The sequence below is a fragment of the Mycobacterium sp. E1214 genome (assembly GCF_001666755.1).
Classification (GTDB): Bacteria; Actinomycetota; Actinomycetes; order Mycobacteriales; family Mycobacteriaceae; genus Mycobacterium.
Genome location: NZ_LZJC01000123.1, coordinates 137,058 through 151,792 on the forward strand (window position 1 = coordinate 137,058; position 14,735 = coordinate 151,792).

The following is a 14,735-nucleotide window of genomic DNA, read 5'->3' on the forward strand; positions in this document are numbered from 1 at the left end:
AATCTGTGAGGTCGTCTGCGATGGTGCAGTTCGACGGTTTGCGCCCGGCCAGGCTCAAAGTGGGGGTCATCTCGGCCGGCCGGGTCGGGACCGCGCTCGGCGTCGCGCTGGAGCGCGCCGACCACGTCGTCGTGGCGTGCAGCGCGATCTCCCACGCGTCGCGCCAGCGCGCGCATCGCTGGCTGCCCGACACCCCGATCGCGGCGCCGCAGGAGGTGGCGGCCGGTGCCGAGTTGCTGCTGCTCGCGGTCCCCGACAGCGAGCTCGCCGGGCTGGTGTCCGGGCTCGCGGCGACGTCGGCCGTGGGGCCCGGCACGATCGTCGCGCACACCTCCGGCGCCAACGGCGTCGGCATCCTCGGCCCGCTGACCGACCGCGGCTGCATCCCGCTGGCCATTCACCCGGCGATGACGTTCACCGGCTCCGACGAGGACGTCAACAGGCTGCCCGACACCTGCTTCGGCATCACCGCCGCCGACGACGTCGGCTACGCGATCGCCCAGTCGCTGGTCCTGGAGATGGGTGGGGAGCCGTTCTGCGTCCGCGAGGACGCCCGGGTGCTCTACCACGCCGCGCTGGCCCACGCCGGGAACCACCTGGTCACCGTCGTCGCCGACGCGCTGGCGGCGCTGCGCTCGGCGCTGCGCGGCGAGGAGCTGCTCGGCCAGCAGGTCGTCGACGACCAACCCGGCGGCATCGCCGAGCGCATCGTCGGGCCGCTGGCCCGCGCAGCGCTGGAGAACACCCTGCAACGCGGCCAGGCCGCGCTGACCGGCCCGGTGGCGCGCGGCGACGCGGCCGCCGTCGCGGGCCACCTGGCGGCGCTGACCGCCGCCGACCCCGCCCTGGCGGGCGCCTACCGGGCCAACGCCCTGCGCACCGCCCAGCGCGCGCACGCGCCCGCCGCGGTCCTCGAGGTGCTGGCGGGATGACGGCGGGCCGCTCGCCGAGCTTCACCCCGGGCGAACTCAACGTGTATTCGGCGCCGCGCGACGTCGCGGACGTCAGCCGCGCGCTGCGCCACACCGGACGCCGGGTGACGTTGGTGCCCACCATGGGCGCGCTGCACGACGGGCACCTGGCCCTGGTGCGGGCGGCCAAGCGGGTGCCCGGCGCGGTGGTGGTGGTCTCGATCTTCGTCAATCCGCTGCAGTTCGGGGCGGGTGAGGACCTCGACGCCTACCCCCGCACGCTGGACGACGACCTGGCGCGGCTGCGCGGGGAGGCCGTCGACATCGTGTTCGCCCCGAGCGCGGCCGCGATGTACCCCGCCGGGCTGCGCACCACCGTGCAGCCCGGACCGCTGGCCGCCGATCTGGAGGGCGCCGCCCGGCCGACGCATTTCGCCGGCGTGCTCACCGTGGTCGCCAAGCTGCTCAACATCGTCCGCCCCGACCGGGTCTTCTTCGGCGAGAAGGACTACCAGCAGTTGATCCTGATCCGCCAGCTGGTCGCCGACCTGAACCTCGACGTCGCGGTGGTGGGCGTGCCGACCGTCCGCGAACCCGACGGGCTCGCCATGTCGTCGCGCAACCGCTACCTCGACCCCGAGCAGCGCGAGGCGGCCGTCGCGGTGTCCGCGGCGCTGACCGCCGCGGCGCACGTCGCGCACACCGGCGCCGGCCCCGCGCTGGCCGCGGCGCGTCAGGTGCTCGCCGCCGTACCCTGGTTGTCCGTGGACTACATCGAGCTGCGGGACGCGGACCTGGGCCCGCTGCAGCCCGACCGCCCCGGGCGGCTGCTGGTCGCCGTCCGGCTGGGCGGCACCCGACTGTTGGACAACATTCCCATCGAGATCGGAACACTCGCCGGCACCGCTGGGCCGGACGAATCCCGGGCGCAGCACGCCCAGTCACCTTGGAGGAACTGATGTTACGGACGATGCTCAAGTCGAAGATCCACCGCGCCACCGTCACGCAGGCCGACCTGCACTACGTCGGCTCGGTCACCATCGACGCCGACCTGATGGACGCCGCCGATCTGCTCGAGGGCGAACAGGTGACCATCGTCGACATCGACAACGGCGCCCGGCTCGTCACCTATGCCATCACCGGTGAGCGCGGCAGCGGCGTGATCGGAATCAACGGCGCCGCGGCGCATCTGGTGCACCCGGGTGACCTGGTGATCCTCATCGCCTACGGCACCATGGAGGAGGCCGAGGCGCGGGCATACCGGCCGCGGATCGTGTTCGTCGACGCCGACAACAAGCCGATCGACCTCGGCAGCGACCCCGCCTTCGTGCCCGACTTCGAAATCCCGGGCGCGGCAGAACTTCTCGACCCACGCATCGTTGCGCGGTAACCGTGCTCCTGGCGATCGACGTCCGCAACACCCACACCGTCGTCGGGCTGATCTCGGGCTCCAAGGAGCACGCGAAGGTGGTGCAGCAGTGGCGGATCCGCACCGAGCCCGAGATCACCGCGGACGAGCTGGCGTTGACCATCGACGGGCTGATCGGTGACGACTCCGAGCGGCTCACCGGCGCCGCCGCGCTGTCGACCGTTCCCTCGGTGCTGCACGAGGTCCGCATCATGCTCGACCAGTACTGGCCGTCGGTGCCGCACGTGCTGATCGAGCCCGGGGTGCGCACCGGCATCCCGCTGCTGGTGGACAACCCCAAGGAGGTGGGCGCCGACCGGATCGTCAACTGCCTGGCCGCGTTCCACCGCTTCCAAAGCGCCGCCATCGTCATCGATTTCGGCTCCTCGATCTGCGTCGACGTGGTGTCGGCGAAGGGCGAGTTCCTCGGCGGGGCGATTGCGCCCGGCCTGCAGGTCTCCTCGGACGCCGCCGCCGCCCGCTCCGCCGCGCTGCGCCGGGTGGAGCTGACCCGGCCGCGCTCGGTGGTCGGCAAGAACACCGTCGAATGCATGCAGGCCGGCGCCGTGTTCGGCTTCGCCGGCCTGGTCGACGGGCTGGTCGGCCGGATCCGCGAGGACGTCGACGGCTTCACCAGCGACCTCGGCGACGACGTCGTCGTCGTGTCCACCGGCCACGCCGCACCGTTGCTGCTGCCCGAGCTGCGCACCCAGAGCCACTACGACCGGCACCTCACGCTGCACGGCCTGCGCCTGGTTTTCGAACGCAACCGCGACGCGCAGCGGCGGCTCAAGACCGCGCGCTGACGCGGCGCCGGCGCGAGCGCCACGCCGGGTCATTTAAGCTGGCACGTCGTGAGTGCCGCCGATTCAGACATCCCCGAGCAGTACCGGATCCGCCGGGAGAAGCGCGCTCGCCTGCTGGCAGAGGGCCGCGACCCGTACCCCGTCGCCGTGGAACGCACGCACACCCTGGCGCAGGTGCGCGCCGCGTACCCCGACCTGCCGGTCGACACCGCCACCGACGACGTGGTCGGCGTCGCCGGCCGGGTGATCTTCGCCCGCAACTCCGGCAAGCTGTGCTTCGCCACGCTGCAGGAGGGCGACGGCACCACGCTGCAGGTCATGCTCAGCCTGGACAAGGTCGGGCGGGAGTCCCTCGACGCGTGGAAGGCCGACGTCGACCTCGGCGACATCGTCTGGGTGCACGGCACCGTGATCAGCTCGCGGCGCGGCGAACTGTCGGTGCTGGCCGACAGCTGGCGGATCGCGTCCAAGTCGCTGCGGCCGCTGCCCGTCGCGCACAAGGAGATGAGCGAAGAGTCGCGGGTGCGGCAGCGCTACGTCGACCTGATCGTGCGCCCCGAGGCGCGCGCGGTGGCCCGACAGCGGGTCGCCGTCATCCGGGCCATCCGCAACGCGCTGGAACGGCGCGGATTTCTCGAAGTGGAAACCCCAATGTTGCAGACGCTGGCCGGCGGCGCGGCGGCGCGGCCGTTCATCACCCATTCCAATGCCCTCGACATCGATCTCTACCTGCGCATCGCGCCGGAACTGTTCCTCAAGCGGTGCGTCGTCGGGGGTTTCGACAAGGTCTTTGAAGTAAATCGAGTGTTCCGAAACGAGGGCGCCGATTCCACGCATTCTCCCGAATTCTCGATGCTGGAGACCTATCAGGCCTACGGAACGTATGACGATTCGGCAGTTGTGACGCGTGAGCTTATTCAAGAGGTCGCCGATGAGGCCATCGGAACCCGACAACTGCCGCTGCCCGACGGGACTGTCTACGACATAGACGGAGAATGGGCGTCGATTGAAATGTACCCGTCGTTGTCTGCGGCACTCGGTGAAGAGATCACCCCGGCCACGACCGTCGACCGGCTGTGGGCGATCGCCGAGCGGCTCGGGGTCGAGATCCCCCGCGACCGCGGCTACGGGCACGGGAAACTGGTCGAAGAGCTCTGGGAACACACGGTGGGCAACACCCTCGTCGCCCCTACGTTCGTCCGGGACTTCCCGGTCGAGACAACGCCTTTGACACGACAACACCGCAGCATCGCCGGCGTCACCGAGAAGTGGGACCTCTACGTGCGCGGCGTCGAACTGGCGACCGGCTATTCGGAGTTGACCGACCCGGTGGTGCAGCGGGAGCGATTCGCCGCACAGGCCCGGGCCGCGGCCGCCGGCGACGACGAGGCGATGGCGCTCGACGAAGACTTTCTCGCCGCACTGGAGTATGCGATGCCGCCGTGCACGGGAACGGGAATGGGTATCGACCGGTTGTTGATGTCATTGACCGGGTTGTCAATTCGAGAGACTGTTTTGTTCCCGATTGTTCGGCCGCACACGCAGTAGAAAGCGGCAACTGTGCGGCTTGCGCACAGATTGAGTATGCTGCCCGGATATGGCACATTGGTGACCGGGGAGGTCCATCCAATCTGCTCAGCAACTTCTCAGGATGAAACGCGAGGGTAAGCTAATGGCGAAAAAAGTGACCGTCACCTTGGTCGATGATTTCGACGGTGCCGGCGCAGCCGACGAAACGGTCGAATTCGGCCTCGACGGGGTGACGTATGAGATTGATCTTTCGTCCAAGAATGCCGCGAAACTTCGCAACGATCTGAAGCAATGGGTGGAGGCCGGTCGCCGGGTCGGCGGCAGGCGGCGGGGGCGGTCCGGCACCGCCGGCCGGGGCCGCGGCGCCATCGACCGTGAGCAGAGCGCAGCCATCCGCGAATGGGCGCGCCGCAACGGGCACAACGTCTCCACCCGCGGCCGCATCCCGGCCGACGTGATCGACGCGTTTCACGCCGCGACCTAGCAGGCTTTCGAACCGGCGCCCGGGCAGCAATAGCCCGGGCGCCGGTTTTCGTTTCGCTGGACGCGAAAGGGTCAACGGCAACCCAAGGAAACGAATTCGCGCATTGTGACGTTTGTTCAGTTACGGCGCCTTTCGCCGGGGAAGTCCACCGAGAAGTCCGCACAAACAAAGCGGAGACCCCGGCCGCAGGGGGGCGCAACGTTAGGCCCCCCGGCGAGCCGACCATTACAGTGGACGGCAGGTACGCGATGCCGGCCCCTGGGGAGCGGCAAGGCTGCTTGAAGGGCCGCCAAAAGGTGAGTACCGAGGTGAGGGAGAGCAGGTAACCCGATGTTTGAAAGATTTACCGACCGTGCCCGCAGGGTCGTCGTCCTGGCGCAAGAAGAGGCCCGGATGCTCAACCACAACTACATCGGGACCGAGCACATCCTGTTGGGTTTGATCCACGAGGGCGAGGGCGTCGCCGCGAAGTCGCTGGAGTCGCTGGGCATCTCGCTGGAGGGCGTCCGCAGCCAGGTCGAGGAGATCATCGGCCAGGGCCAGCAGGCGCCGTCGGGGCACATCCCGTTCACGCCGCGCGCCAAGAAGGTGCTGGAGCTGAGCCTGCGCGAGGCGCTGCAACTCGGCCACAACTACATCGGCACCGAGCACATCCTGCTCGGCCTGATTCGTGAGGGCGAGGGCGTGGCCGCGCAGGTGCTGGTCAAGCTCGGCGCCGAGCTGACCCGGGTGCGCCAGCAGGTGATCCAGCTGCTCAGCGGCTACCAGGGCAAGGAGGCCGCGGAGGCCGGCACGGGTGGCCGTGGCGGCGAGTCCGGCAGCCCGTCCACGTCGCTGGTGCTCGACCAGTTCGGCCGCAACCTGACCGCCGCCGCGATGGAGGGCAAGCTCGACCCCGTCATCGGCCGCGAGAAGGAAATCGAGCGGGTCATGCAGGTGCTCAGCCGGCGCACCAAGAACAACCCGGTGCTGATCGGCGAGCCCGGCGTCGGCAAGACCGCCGTCGTGGAGGGCCTGGCGCAGGCCATCGTGCACGGGCAGGTTCCCGAGACGCTGAAGGACAAGCAGCTCTACACCCTGGACCTGGGTTCGCTGGTGGCGGGCAGCCGCTACCGCGGTGACTTCGAGGAGCGCCTCAAGAAGGTGCTCAAGGAGATCAACACGCGCGGCGACATCATCCTGTTCATCGACGAGCTGCACACCCTGGTGGGTGCCGGGGCCGCCGAGGGCGCGATCGACGCCGCGTCGATCCTCAAGCCGAAGCTGGCCCGCGGCGAGCTGCAGACCATCGGCGCCACCACGCTCGACGAGTACCGCAAGTACATCGAGAAGGACGCCGCCCTGGAGCGCCGCTTCCAGCCGGTCCAGGTGGGCGAACCCACGGTGGAGCACACCATCGAGATCCTCAAGGGCCTGCGGGACCGGTACGAGGCGCACCACCGGGTCTCGATCACCGACGGTGCCCTGGTCGCGGCGGCCACGCTGGCCGACCGCTACATCAACGACCGGTTCCTGCCGGACAAGGCGATCGACCTGATCGACGAGGCCGGCGCGCGGATGCGGATCCGCCGGATGACCGCTCCGCCCGACCTGCGCGAGTTCGACGAGAAGATCGCCGACGCGCGCCGGGAGAAGGAGTCGGCGATCGACGCCCAGGACTTCGAGAAGGCGGCGAACCTGCGCGACCGCGAGAAGCAACTGGTGGCGCAGCGCTCCGAGCGCGAGAAGCAGTGGCGGTCCGGCGATCTCGACGTGGTCGCCGAGGTCGACGACGAGCAGATCGCCGAGGTGCTGGGCAACTGGACCGGCATCCCGGTGTTCAAGCTCACCGAGGCCGAGACCACCCGCCTGCTGCGCATGGAGGACGAGCTGCACAAGCGGATCATCGGCCAGGAGGACGCCGTCAAGGCCGTCTCGAAGGCGATCCGCCGCACCCGCGCGGGGTTGAAGGACCCCAAGCGCCCGTCGGGTTCGTTCATCTTCGCCGGCCCGTCCGGTGTCGGTAAGACCGAGCTGTCCAAGGCGCTGGCCAACTTCCTGTTCGGCGACGACGACGCGCTCATCCAGATCGACATGGGCGAGTTCCACGACCGGTTCACCGCGTCGCGGTTGTTCGGCGCCCCGCCGGGATACGTGGGCTACGAGGAGGGCGGCCAGCTCACCGAGAAGGTCCGGCGCAAGCCGTTCTCGGTGGTGCTGTTCGACGAGATCGAGAAGGCGCACCAGGAGATCTACAACAGCCTGCTGCAGGTCCTCGAGGACGGTCGGCTCACCGACGGTCAGGGCCGCACGGTGGACTTCAAGAACACCGTGTTGATCTTCACCTCGAACCTCGGCACCGGCGACATCTCCAAGCCGGTCGGTCTGGGCTTCACCCAGGGCGGCGGTGAGAACAACTACGAGCGGATGAAGCAGAAGGTCAACGACGAGCTGAAGAAGCACTTCCGCCCGGAGTTCCTCAACCGCATCGACGACATCATCGTCTTCCACCAGCTGAGCCGCGAGGAGATCATCAAGATGGTCGACCTCATGGTCAGCCGGGTCGGCAACCAGCTCAAGGCCAAGGACATGGCGTTGGAGCTGACCGAGAAGGCGAAGTCGTTGCTGGCCAAGCGCGGTTTCGACCCGGTGCTGGGGGCGCGCCCGTTGCGGCGCACCATTCAGCGCGAGATCGAGGACCAGCTGTCGGAGAAGATCCTCTTCGAGGAGCTGGGTCCCGGTCAGGTCGTCACCGTCGACGTGGACAACTGGGACGGCGAGGGCAGCGGCGAGGACGCGGTGTTCACCTTCACCGGCGCCCGCAAGCCGCCGGCCGAACCCGACCTGGCGAAGGCCGGCGCGCACAGCGCCCCCGACACGCCGTAGGCGATCCACACACGGGCGGGCGGTTCCCTTCGGGGAGCTGCCCGCCCGTTTCGCTTGCCTGACCGCCCGTGGTTTACTGGCTTCGTCCTGACGGGCGACGGAATCTGGTGAAATTCCAGAACGGTCGCGCCACTGTCGATAGTCAGACCCATCGCCCGTCATCACCTAGCGGGGACGCGCACATCCCCGGAAGGAGTCGACCAATGTCTCAGCCCCGGACCACCGCCGCCCGCTCGGTTGACCTGTCGGCGGCGGGCGCCGCGCTGTGGCTGACGGCCACGGTCGTCGTGGCCTTGCTGGCCATCTACTTCGTCGGCATCGACCAGGGGGCGGTGTCGCTGTTCGGCAGCGATTCGCACGTCCACGAATTCGTGCACGACGCGCGGCACCTGCTCGGCTTCCCCTGCCACTGAATCGCATGGAGAAGCGTTTGATCGGACGCGGCCTGCTGGCCGGGGCGATCGGCGCCGCGCTGGCGTTCGCGTTCGCCCGGCTGTGCGCCGAGCCCGTCATCGGCCGCGCCATCGCCTTCGAGGACGGCCGGGCCGACGCCGAGAACGCGCACGGCGTGCACGAGCACGGCGCGGAGCTGTTCACCCGCGGTGTGCAGTCCGGCGCCGGGCTGGGCTTCGGTGTGCTGATCTTCGGCGTCGCCGTGGGCGCGCTGTTCGCCGTGCTGTTCTGCGTCGTCTACGCGCGCTCGGAATCCGCTGCGCCGCAGCGGCTTTCCTGGTCGCTTGGCGCCGGCGCCTTCGTCGCGGGGTATCTGGTGCCGTTCGTGAAGTACCCGCCGAACCCACCGGCCGTGGGCCAATCGGACACCATCGGGACGCGCACCGGGTGGTACCTGGTCCTGCTGGTGACCTCGATCGCGCTGGCCGTCGGGGCCGCGTGGCTGCGCCGACGCCTGACCGCCCGCCACGGCGCGACGAACGCGACGCTGTTGGCGGCGGCGGCCTACCTGGTGGCGGTCGCCGCGGTAGCGGTGTTGTTGCCGACCGTCGACGAGACGCCAGAACCGTTGCGCGACCCCGCGGGCGCCATCGTCTACCCCGGCTTTCCCGCCGACGTGCTCTACGAGTTCCGGCTGGTGTCGCTGGCCGCCCAGGCGATCCTGTGGGCGGCGATCGCCCTGGTGTTCGGGGCGCTCGCGGCCCGGCTGCTGGGGGAGCGGGCCGAGAGCGGACGGGCGCCGAGCCTCGCGGCGTGACCTCCGTCGGCCGGCTGATCCTGGTGTCGCACGCCATGACCAATGCCGTGGCGGCGGCCCGGTTCCCCGCCGACGAACCGCTCAACGATCTCGGCCGCCGGCAGGTCGAAGCCATTGCGGGACAGTGTGACCGGGCGGGCCGTCAGCTGCGCGGGCCGGAGCGCCGCGCCGAGCAGACCGCGCGGCTGTTGGGGCTGGGCGCCGCGGCGGAGCCGCTGCTGGCCGACCTCGACTGCGGGCGGTGGCGCGGGCGCACGCTGCAGGAGGTGCCCCCCGACGAGCTGGCGGTATGGCTGGCCGACCCCGCGGCCGCGCCGCACGGCGGCGAATCGATCGCCGAGCTGACCGAGCGGGTGGCGGCCTGGCTGGGCTCGGTCGCGACCGCCGGTCCGGGCCGCACCGTGGCGGTGACGCACCCCGCGGTGATTCGCGCCGCGATCGTCGCGGCGCTCGGCGCGCCCGCGGATGCGTTCTGGCGCATCGACATCAGGCCGGTCAGCCGCACCGCGCTGCACTACCGCGACCGACGCTGGACGCTGCGGCTCTGAGCCGTCAGCGCGGCGCAATCAGCGCGAAGACCTGCCGGGCCACCTGCAACATCCAGCCCGTCACGGTCGGCCCGTGGTCGCGCGGCCAGGTCAGCTGAAAACTGACCACCCACGGCTGCTGGGTCTTGTCGACGGCATACCAGCTGAACGTCAAATCCCCCGGCAGGCCACCGGCTTTCGCGCCGATGTAGGGCCACACGTTGCGGTCCAGCTGGATACCGGCCACCGCCGACAGGATCTGGCGCACCGGCGCCGCCTTGCCCGTCGCGTCGGCCTGCAGCGCCGCGTGCACCCGGCAGATGTCCTGCGCGTTGCCGTACCACTCGGCGCCGTAGGACGACGCCGGCGAGTGGGCGCGGATCGGGTCCGGGTCGTAGTGCGAGGCGTTCGCCTGCGCCAGCAACCGGGCCCGCACCTCCGGGGATCCGTGCTCCCATTCGCTGCGCAGGTCGGGCCTGCCCCAGCCGACCGAGAACAGCTCGTACATGGTGGGAAACGGCGTCATGGCGGCCGGATCGTGGTGGCCCGCGGTGGCCAGCGCTTCTTCGATCGCGTGGGTGCCCAGCTTGTCGATCAGCAGGTCGGTGGCCATGTTGTCGCTGGTGGCGATCATCTTCTCCGCGGCCGTGCGCACCGAGACCTGCGCCCCAGCCGGCAGCGCCAGGCCGGAAGAGCCGACGGCGCGGCTCTTTTCGGTGACCGTCAGCTGATCGTCCCACGACACCGTCCCGGCCTTGACCGCGGTGGCCACCGCATGCAGGACGTACAGCTTGAAAATCGATGCCAGGGGCAGGGATTGCTCAGTGTTGGTGCCCGCCACCGGATCACACCGGGCGTCGTCGACCTTCGCGACCTGGTAGGAGTAGCGGGCACCGGTCTTGCCCAGCACCGCGTCGACGTCGTGCCAGGACTTGACCGTCGGCGGCAACGTCTCCAGGTCGAACCGGTCCACCCAGCCGCCGTCGTCGGTGTGAATCCGGATGTCTTGTCGCGCACCGTAAGACGAGGTGAGGTGCAGCGTGGCGACGCTGGCGCCGATGTCGACGCCGTTGAGGGTGAACGGGCGGTCCCACCACAACGCCTCCATGGTGGTCTGCACCGACTCCACCTTGTCCGGCGCGGCCAGCGTGCGCACCCCGACCGGGCCGATGGGCCAGTCGGAGTTCAGCATGTCCAGGGTTTGTTGGGCGCGGATGCCGGGCGGGGTCCGGGTGTCGATCTCCCGCCCTGCGTTGGCCGCGTTCGCCTGGGGGGACGGCGAAGACGCGCAACCCGGCGCGAACGACACGACCAGCGCGGTCGCGGCGCTCAGCGCCAGCGCGCGGCGCCACGCCGAGATGCCGCTAATCGGCCTGCTTGTTGCCGGCAACGTCCATCACAACCTCGAATTCCAGCAACGTAGCCCCGGTCGCCACCGGGTTCGCCCGCTCGCCCGCGTGGGCCGCGATGGCGGGCCCCTGCGCCCACGCCTGGAAGGCCTCTTCGGACTCCCACTGCGTGACCACGAAATATCGGTTCTCGCCCTTGATCGGGCGCAGCAACTGAAACCCGAGGAACCCGGGCTGGTTGTCGACCGCGTGCGCCCGGTGCGCGAACCGCTTCTCCAGCTCGGGGCCGGCGTCGGCGGGTACCTCGATTGCGTTGATCTTCACCACTGGCGACATGCCGCTAGGCTACCCCGCCCCTCCCCGCGCTCGGCCCGTGGGCGGGGCACGCAAGATGGTGCTATGCCCAGCCAACTGCTGACGTGCCACGGGGGCCACGGCGCACCGGTAGTGCTGGTGCACGGCCTGATGGGGCGGGGTTCCACCTGGCCGCGGCAGCTGCCGTGGCTGACGCGGCTGGGCACGGTCTACACCTACGACGCGCCGTGGCACCGCGGCCGCGACGTGGCCGACCCGCACCCGATCAGCACCGAACGGTTCGTGGCCGACCTGGCCGACGCGGTGGCCACGCTGGCGACCCCGGTGCGGCTGGTCGGGCATTCGATGGGCGCGCTGCACTCGTGGTGCCTGGCCGCCGAGCGACCCGAGTTGGTCGACGCGCTGGTCCTCGAGGACATGGCCCCGGACTTCCGCGGCCGCACCACCGGCCCCTGGGAACCGTGGCTGCACGCCCTGCCCGTCGAATTCGGTTCGGCGCAGCAGGTTTTCGACGCGTTCGGGTCGGTCGCCGGGCAGTACTTCCTCGAGGCGTTCGACCGCACCGGCACCGGTTGGCGGTTGCACGGGCAGCCCGCGCGGTGGATCGAGATCGCCGCCGAGTGGGGCACCCGCGACTATTGGGCGCAGTGGCGGGGGGTGCGGGCGCCGGCGCTGCTGATCGAGGCCGGCGACTCGGTCACCCCGCCGGGACAGATGCGCACCATGGCCCAAATGGGTTACGCCACAACCTATGTGATGGTCAAACAGGCGGGCCACCTGATCCACGACGAGGCCCCCCAGCGGTACCGCGCGGCGGTCGAGGCGTTCCTGACGGCGCCACGACCGTGAACCCGCTACCCCTCGCCGGCCAGGGCGAAGCGCCCGTCGGCGGTCTGGGTGACCAGGCCGTCGGCCAGCAGCGAGAACAGGGCCCGGTCGCGCTGGGCCGTGTCGGTCAGCCAGGCCACGTCGAGCTCGGCGCGCGTCACCGGAAAATCGCTGGCGCGCAACACATCTAAGAGCCGACCGCGCACCTGCCGGTCGGTGCCGGCGTAGGCCTGCACGCGCCGCGGCGGCCCCTGGGCCGCGGGGTAGCCGGCGTGCCGCCACGCGCAGTGCCCCAGCGGGCACAGCCCGCAGCGCGGCGCGCGTGCGGTGCACACCGTCGCACCCAGCTCCATCAACGCCACCGAGAATTGCGGCGCCGTCTCCTCCGCCGGCAACAGGGCCTCGACGTCGGCGTGGTCGCGGGTCGCCGACGGCGAGCCGGCGTCTGCCAGGCCGTGCACCACCCGCGCCACCACCCGGCGCACATTGGTGTCGACCACCGGAACCCGTTGGCGGTAGGCGAAACAGGCGACGGCGCGCGCGGTGTAGCTGCCGACGCCGGGCAGGCCCAGCAAGGTCTCGACGTCGTCGGGCACCACGTCGCCGTGGTCGCGCGCGATGGCGACCGCGCACTCGTGCAGCCGCTTGGCGCGCCGCGGGTACCCCAGCTTGCCCCAGGCGCGCAGCACGTCGGCCGCGCTGGCCGCCGCGGTGGCTGACGGGGTGGGCCAGCGCCGGACCCAGTCCGACCAGATCGGCAGCACCCGGGCAACCGGCGTCTGCTGCAGCATGAATTCGCTCACCAAGATCTGCCACGCGCTGACGCCGGGCTGGCGCCAAGGTAGGTCGCGGCGCGCGCGCTCGTACCACCCCAGAAGTTCACCCGGCGGGATTTGCCCCGAACTAGCCACGACGGACCGTGGCACAGCACAATATGGGCCATGCCCCACACCGCCCCGGCGACATCATGGAAAACACTCAAAGAGGGTAACGAGCGATTCGTCGCCGGCAGCCCCGAACATCCCAACCAGAGCGTCGAGCGCCGCGCCGGCCTGGCCAGCGGCCAGCAGCCGATCGCGGCGATCCTGGGATGCGCGGACAGCCGGGTCTCCGCCGAGCTGCTGTTCGACCAGGGCCTCGGCGACATCTTCGTGGTCCGCACCGCGGGGCAGGCCATCGACTCGGCGGTCCTGGGATCGCTGGAGTACGCGGTGGCCGTCCTCAAGGTGCCGCTGGTCGTCGTGGTGGGCCACGACAGCTGCGGCGCCGTCAAGGCGGCGGTCGGCGCCATCGACGACGGCGCGATCCCCCCGGGGTTCGTGCGCGACGTGGTCGAGCGCGTCGCCCCGTCGATCCTGGTGGGCCGGCGCGACGGCCTGAGCAGCGTCGACCAGTTCGAGAAGCGGCACGTGGCCGAGACGGTGGCCCAGCTCGCGTCCCGGTCGGCGATCATCGGCGAGAAGGTGGCCGACGGCACCCTGGCCGTCGTCGGCGTCACCTACCACCTGGCCGACGGCCGGGCGGAGCTGACCGACCACGTCGGCGACATCGGCGAATAACGAGCCGATCCCCGGCGAATAACACGGAAATCCCGGGGGGATAACGGCCGCCCTACACGTCGGTGGGCCAGCAAACCCGGCGACACGCCGGGGTGGCTCAGCCGAATCGGCGTGACCTGCGCCTACGCTGCAAACGTGCTGGATCTGGAACCGCGTGGCCCGCTACCCACCGAGATCTATTGGCGGCGCCGAGGCCTGGCCATTGGTATCGCGGTCGTCGTGATCGGGATCGTGGCCGCCGTCGTCATCGCCTTCATGGGGCACAGCGCGGGCGCCAAGCCCGCCAGTGCCGACAAAGCCAACTCCGCCCAGAACAAGCCGGGCGCGCCCGCGCCGCAGGTGCCGCCCCCGCCGGGTCCCGAGGGGCCCGTCCCGGTGCAGCCGCCGGCGCAGGGGCAGAACCCCGAAACGGCCACGCCGACCGCGGCCGTGCAGCCGCCGCCGGTTCTCAAGGAGGGCGACGACTGCCCCGACTCGACGCTGGCCGTCAAGGGCCTGACCAACGCGCCCCAGTACTTCATCGGTGACCAGCCGAAATTCACCATGGTGGTCACCAACATCGGGCTGGTGGCCTGCAAGCGCGACGTCGGCGCCGCGGTGCTGGCGGCCTACGTGTACTCGCTGGACAACAAGCGGCTGTGGTCGAACCTGGACTGCGCCCCGTCCAACGAGACGCTGATCAAGACGTTCACACCCGGCGAGCAGGTCACCACCGCGGTCACCTGGACCGGGATGGGCTCGGCGCCGCACTGCCCGCTGCCGCGGCCGGCGATCGGGCCGGGCACCTACAACCTCGTCGTGCAGCTGGGCAACCTGCGCTCGCAGCCGGTGCCGTTCATCCTCAACCAGCCGCCGCCACCGCCCGGGCCGGTGCCCGGGCAGCCCGCGGTGGTGCCGCCGCCGGAGGCCCCGCCGGCGGGCCCGGTCCCGGCCGGCTGACGCA

The 14,735-nt window shown here is 70.5% G+C and carries 16 protein-coding genes; 13 read left to right on the forward strand and 3 right to left on the reverse strand.

The features are described 5' to 3' along the window. Positions 1-20: 20 nt before the first annotated feature. From A5700_RS17305 to A5700_RS17350, 10 genes are all read left to right on the forward strand, one after another. Complete coding sequence (locus A5700_RS17305) at positions 21-932, forward strand: Rossmann-like and DUF2520 domain-containing protein (protein WP_068070526.1); 912 nt, start codon at positions 21-23, stop codon at positions 930-932. Beyond that, the gene (panC, locus tag A5700_RS17310) at positions 929-1,870 is read left to right on the forward strand and encodes a pantoate--beta-alanine ligase (protein WP_068070527.1); all 942 of its coding nucleotides are present in this window, start codon (positions 929-931) and stop codon (positions 1,868-1,870) included. Before A5700_RS17305 ends, panC begins: the two co-directional genes overlap by 4 nt. After that, positions 1,870-2,301: an aspartate 1-decarboxylase gene (panD, locus tag A5700_RS17315; protein ID WP_068070585.1), complete on the forward strand. Its 432-nt coding sequence runs from the start codon at positions 1,870-1,872 to the stop codon at positions 2,299-2,301. The genes panC and panD overlap by 1 nt, the downstream gene beginning before the upstream one ends. Before the next feature lie 2 nt (positions 2,302-2,303). After that, positions 2,304-3,125, forward strand: coding sequence for a type III pantothenate kinase (locus A5700_RS17320; protein WP_068204879.1), 822 nt, complete (start codon positions 2,304-2,306; stop codon positions 3,123-3,125). A gap of 48 nt (positions 3,126-3,173) precedes the next feature. Beyond that, positions 3,174-4,673 (forward strand): lysine--tRNA ligase, encoded by a 1,500-nt coding sequence (gene lysS / locus A5700_RS17325; RefSeq protein WP_068070530.1) that lies wholly within the window; start codon positions 3,174-3,176, stop codon positions 4,671-4,673. Between the two features lie 124 nt (positions 4,674-4,797). After that, entirely contained in the window at positions 4,798-5,139 is a 342-nt protein-coding gene (gene lsr2, locus A5700_RS17330) for a histone-like nucleoid-structuring protein Lsr2 (protein ID WP_068070532.1), read from the forward strand. A gap of 330 nt (positions 5,140-5,469) precedes the next feature. After that, positions 5,470-8,004, forward strand: coding sequence for an ATP-dependent protease ATP-binding subunit ClpC (gene clpC1 / locus A5700_RS17335; protein WP_068070534.1), 2,535 nt, complete (start codon positions 5,470-5,472; stop codon positions 8,002-8,004). A gap of 203 nt (positions 8,005-8,207) precedes the next feature. After that, entirely contained in the window at positions 8,208-8,417 is a 210-nt protein-coding gene (locus tag A5700_RS17340) for a CbtB-domain containing protein (RefSeq protein WP_068070536.1), read from the forward strand. Between the two features lie 5 nt (positions 8,418-8,422). Then, complete coding sequence (locus tag A5700_RS17345) at positions 8,423-9,214, forward strand: CbtA family protein (RefSeq protein ID WP_068070538.1); 792 nt, start codon at positions 8,423-8,425, stop codon at positions 9,212-9,214. Then, positions 9,211-9,762 carry a histidine phosphatase family protein gene (locus A5700_RS17350; RefSeq protein ID WP_068070540.1) on the forward strand — a complete coding sequence of 184 codons (552 nt, stop codon included), beginning with the start codon at positions 9,211-9,213 and terminating at the stop codon, positions 9,760-9,762. The genes A5700_RS17345 and A5700_RS17350 overlap by 4 nt, the downstream gene beginning before the upstream one ends. A 4-nt stretch (positions 9,763-9,766) precedes the next feature. Here A5700_RS17350 and A5700_RS17355 read toward each other — a convergent pair whose 3' ends face one another. Together A5700_RS17355 and mhuD are read right to left on the reverse strand one after the other, a co-directional pair. Next, positions 9,767-11,131 (reverse strand): serine hydrolase, encoded by a 1,365-nt coding sequence (locus A5700_RS17355; RefSeq protein ID WP_068070543.1) that lies wholly within the window; start codon positions 11,129-11,131, stop codon positions 9,767-9,769. Continuing rightward, on the reverse strand, positions 11,106-11,426 hold the full coding sequence (mhuD, locus tag A5700_RS17360; RefSeq protein WP_068070545.1) for a mycobilin-forming heme oxygenase MhuD: 321 nt from the start codon (positions 11,424-11,426) through the stop codon (positions 11,106-11,108). Before mhuD ends, A5700_RS17355 begins: the two co-directional genes overlap by 26 nt. Before the next feature lie 63 nt (positions 11,427-11,489). Here mhuD and A5700_RS17365 point away from each other — a divergent pair, with 63 nt between their 5' ends. Further along, positions 11,490-12,254 carry an alpha/beta fold hydrolase gene (locus A5700_RS17365; protein WP_068070547.1) on the forward strand — a complete coding sequence of 255 codons (765 nt, stop codon included), beginning with the start codon at positions 11,490-11,492 and terminating at the stop codon, positions 12,252-12,254. A gap of 5 nt (positions 12,255-12,259) precedes the next feature. Here A5700_RS17365 and A5700_RS17370 read toward each other — a convergent pair whose 3' ends face one another. Next, positions 12,260-13,144, reverse strand: coding sequence for an A/G-specific adenine glycosylase (locus tag A5700_RS17370; protein WP_231991422.1), 885 nt, complete (start codon positions 13,142-13,144; stop codon positions 12,260-12,262). Positions 13,145-13,174: 30 nt separating this feature from the next. Between A5700_RS17370 and A5700_RS17375 the strand changes: the two genes are divergently transcribed. Both A5700_RS17375 and A5700_RS17380 read left to right on the forward strand, forming a co-directional pair. Further along, the gene (locus A5700_RS17375; protein ID WP_068070551.1) at positions 13,175-13,792 is read left to right on the forward strand and encodes a carbonic anhydrase; all 618 of its coding nucleotides are present in this window, start codon (positions 13,175-13,177) and stop codon (positions 13,790-13,792) included. Between the two features lie 135 nt (positions 13,793-13,927). Then, positions 13,928-14,731: a hypothetical protein gene (locus A5700_RS17380; RefSeq protein WP_156671263.1), complete on the forward strand. Its 804-nt coding sequence runs from the start codon at positions 13,928-13,930 to the stop codon at positions 14,729-14,731. Positions 14,732-14,735: the final 4 nt, after the last annotated feature.

Bases quoted from the DNA above. Each gene is read 5' to 3' on its own strand.
- A5700_RS17305 (WP_068070526.1), top strand. From the start codon at position 21: ATGGTGCAGTTCGACGGTTTGCGCCCGGCCAGGCTCAAAGTGGGGGTC.
- panC (WP_068070527.1), top strand. From the start codon at position 929: ATGACGGCGGGCCGCTCGCCGAGCTTCACCCCGGGCGAACTCAACGTG.
- panD (WP_068070585.1), top strand. From the start codon at position 1,870: ATGTTACGGACGATGCTCAAGTCGAAGATCCACCGCGCCACCGTCACG.
- lsr2 (WP_068070532.1), top strand. From the start codon at position 4,798: ATGGCGAAAAAAGTGACCGTCACCTTGGTCGATGATTTCGACGGTGCC.
- clpC1 (WP_068070534.1), top strand. From the start codon at position 5,470: ATGTTTGAAAGATTTACCGACCGTGCCCGCAGGGTCGTCGTCCTGGCG.
- A5700_RS17340 (WP_068070536.1), top strand. From the start codon at position 8,208: ATGTCTCAGCCCCGGACCACCGCCGCCCGCTCGGTTGACCTGTCGGCG.
- A5700_RS17345 (WP_068070538.1), top strand. From the start codon at position 8,423: ATGGAGAAGCGTTTGATCGGACGCGGCCTGCTGGCCGGGGCGATCGGC.
- mhuD (WP_068070545.1), bottom strand. From the start codon at position 11,426: ATGTCGCCAGTGGTGAAGATCAACGCAATCGAGGTACCCGCCGACGCC.
- A5700_RS17365 (WP_068070547.1), top strand. From the start codon at position 11,490: ATGCCCAGCCAACTGCTGACGTGCCACGGGGGCCACGGCGCACCGGTA.
- A5700_RS17375 (WP_068070551.1), top strand. From the start codon at position 13,175: ATGCCCCACACCGCCCCGGCGACATCATGGAAAACACTCAAAGAGGGT.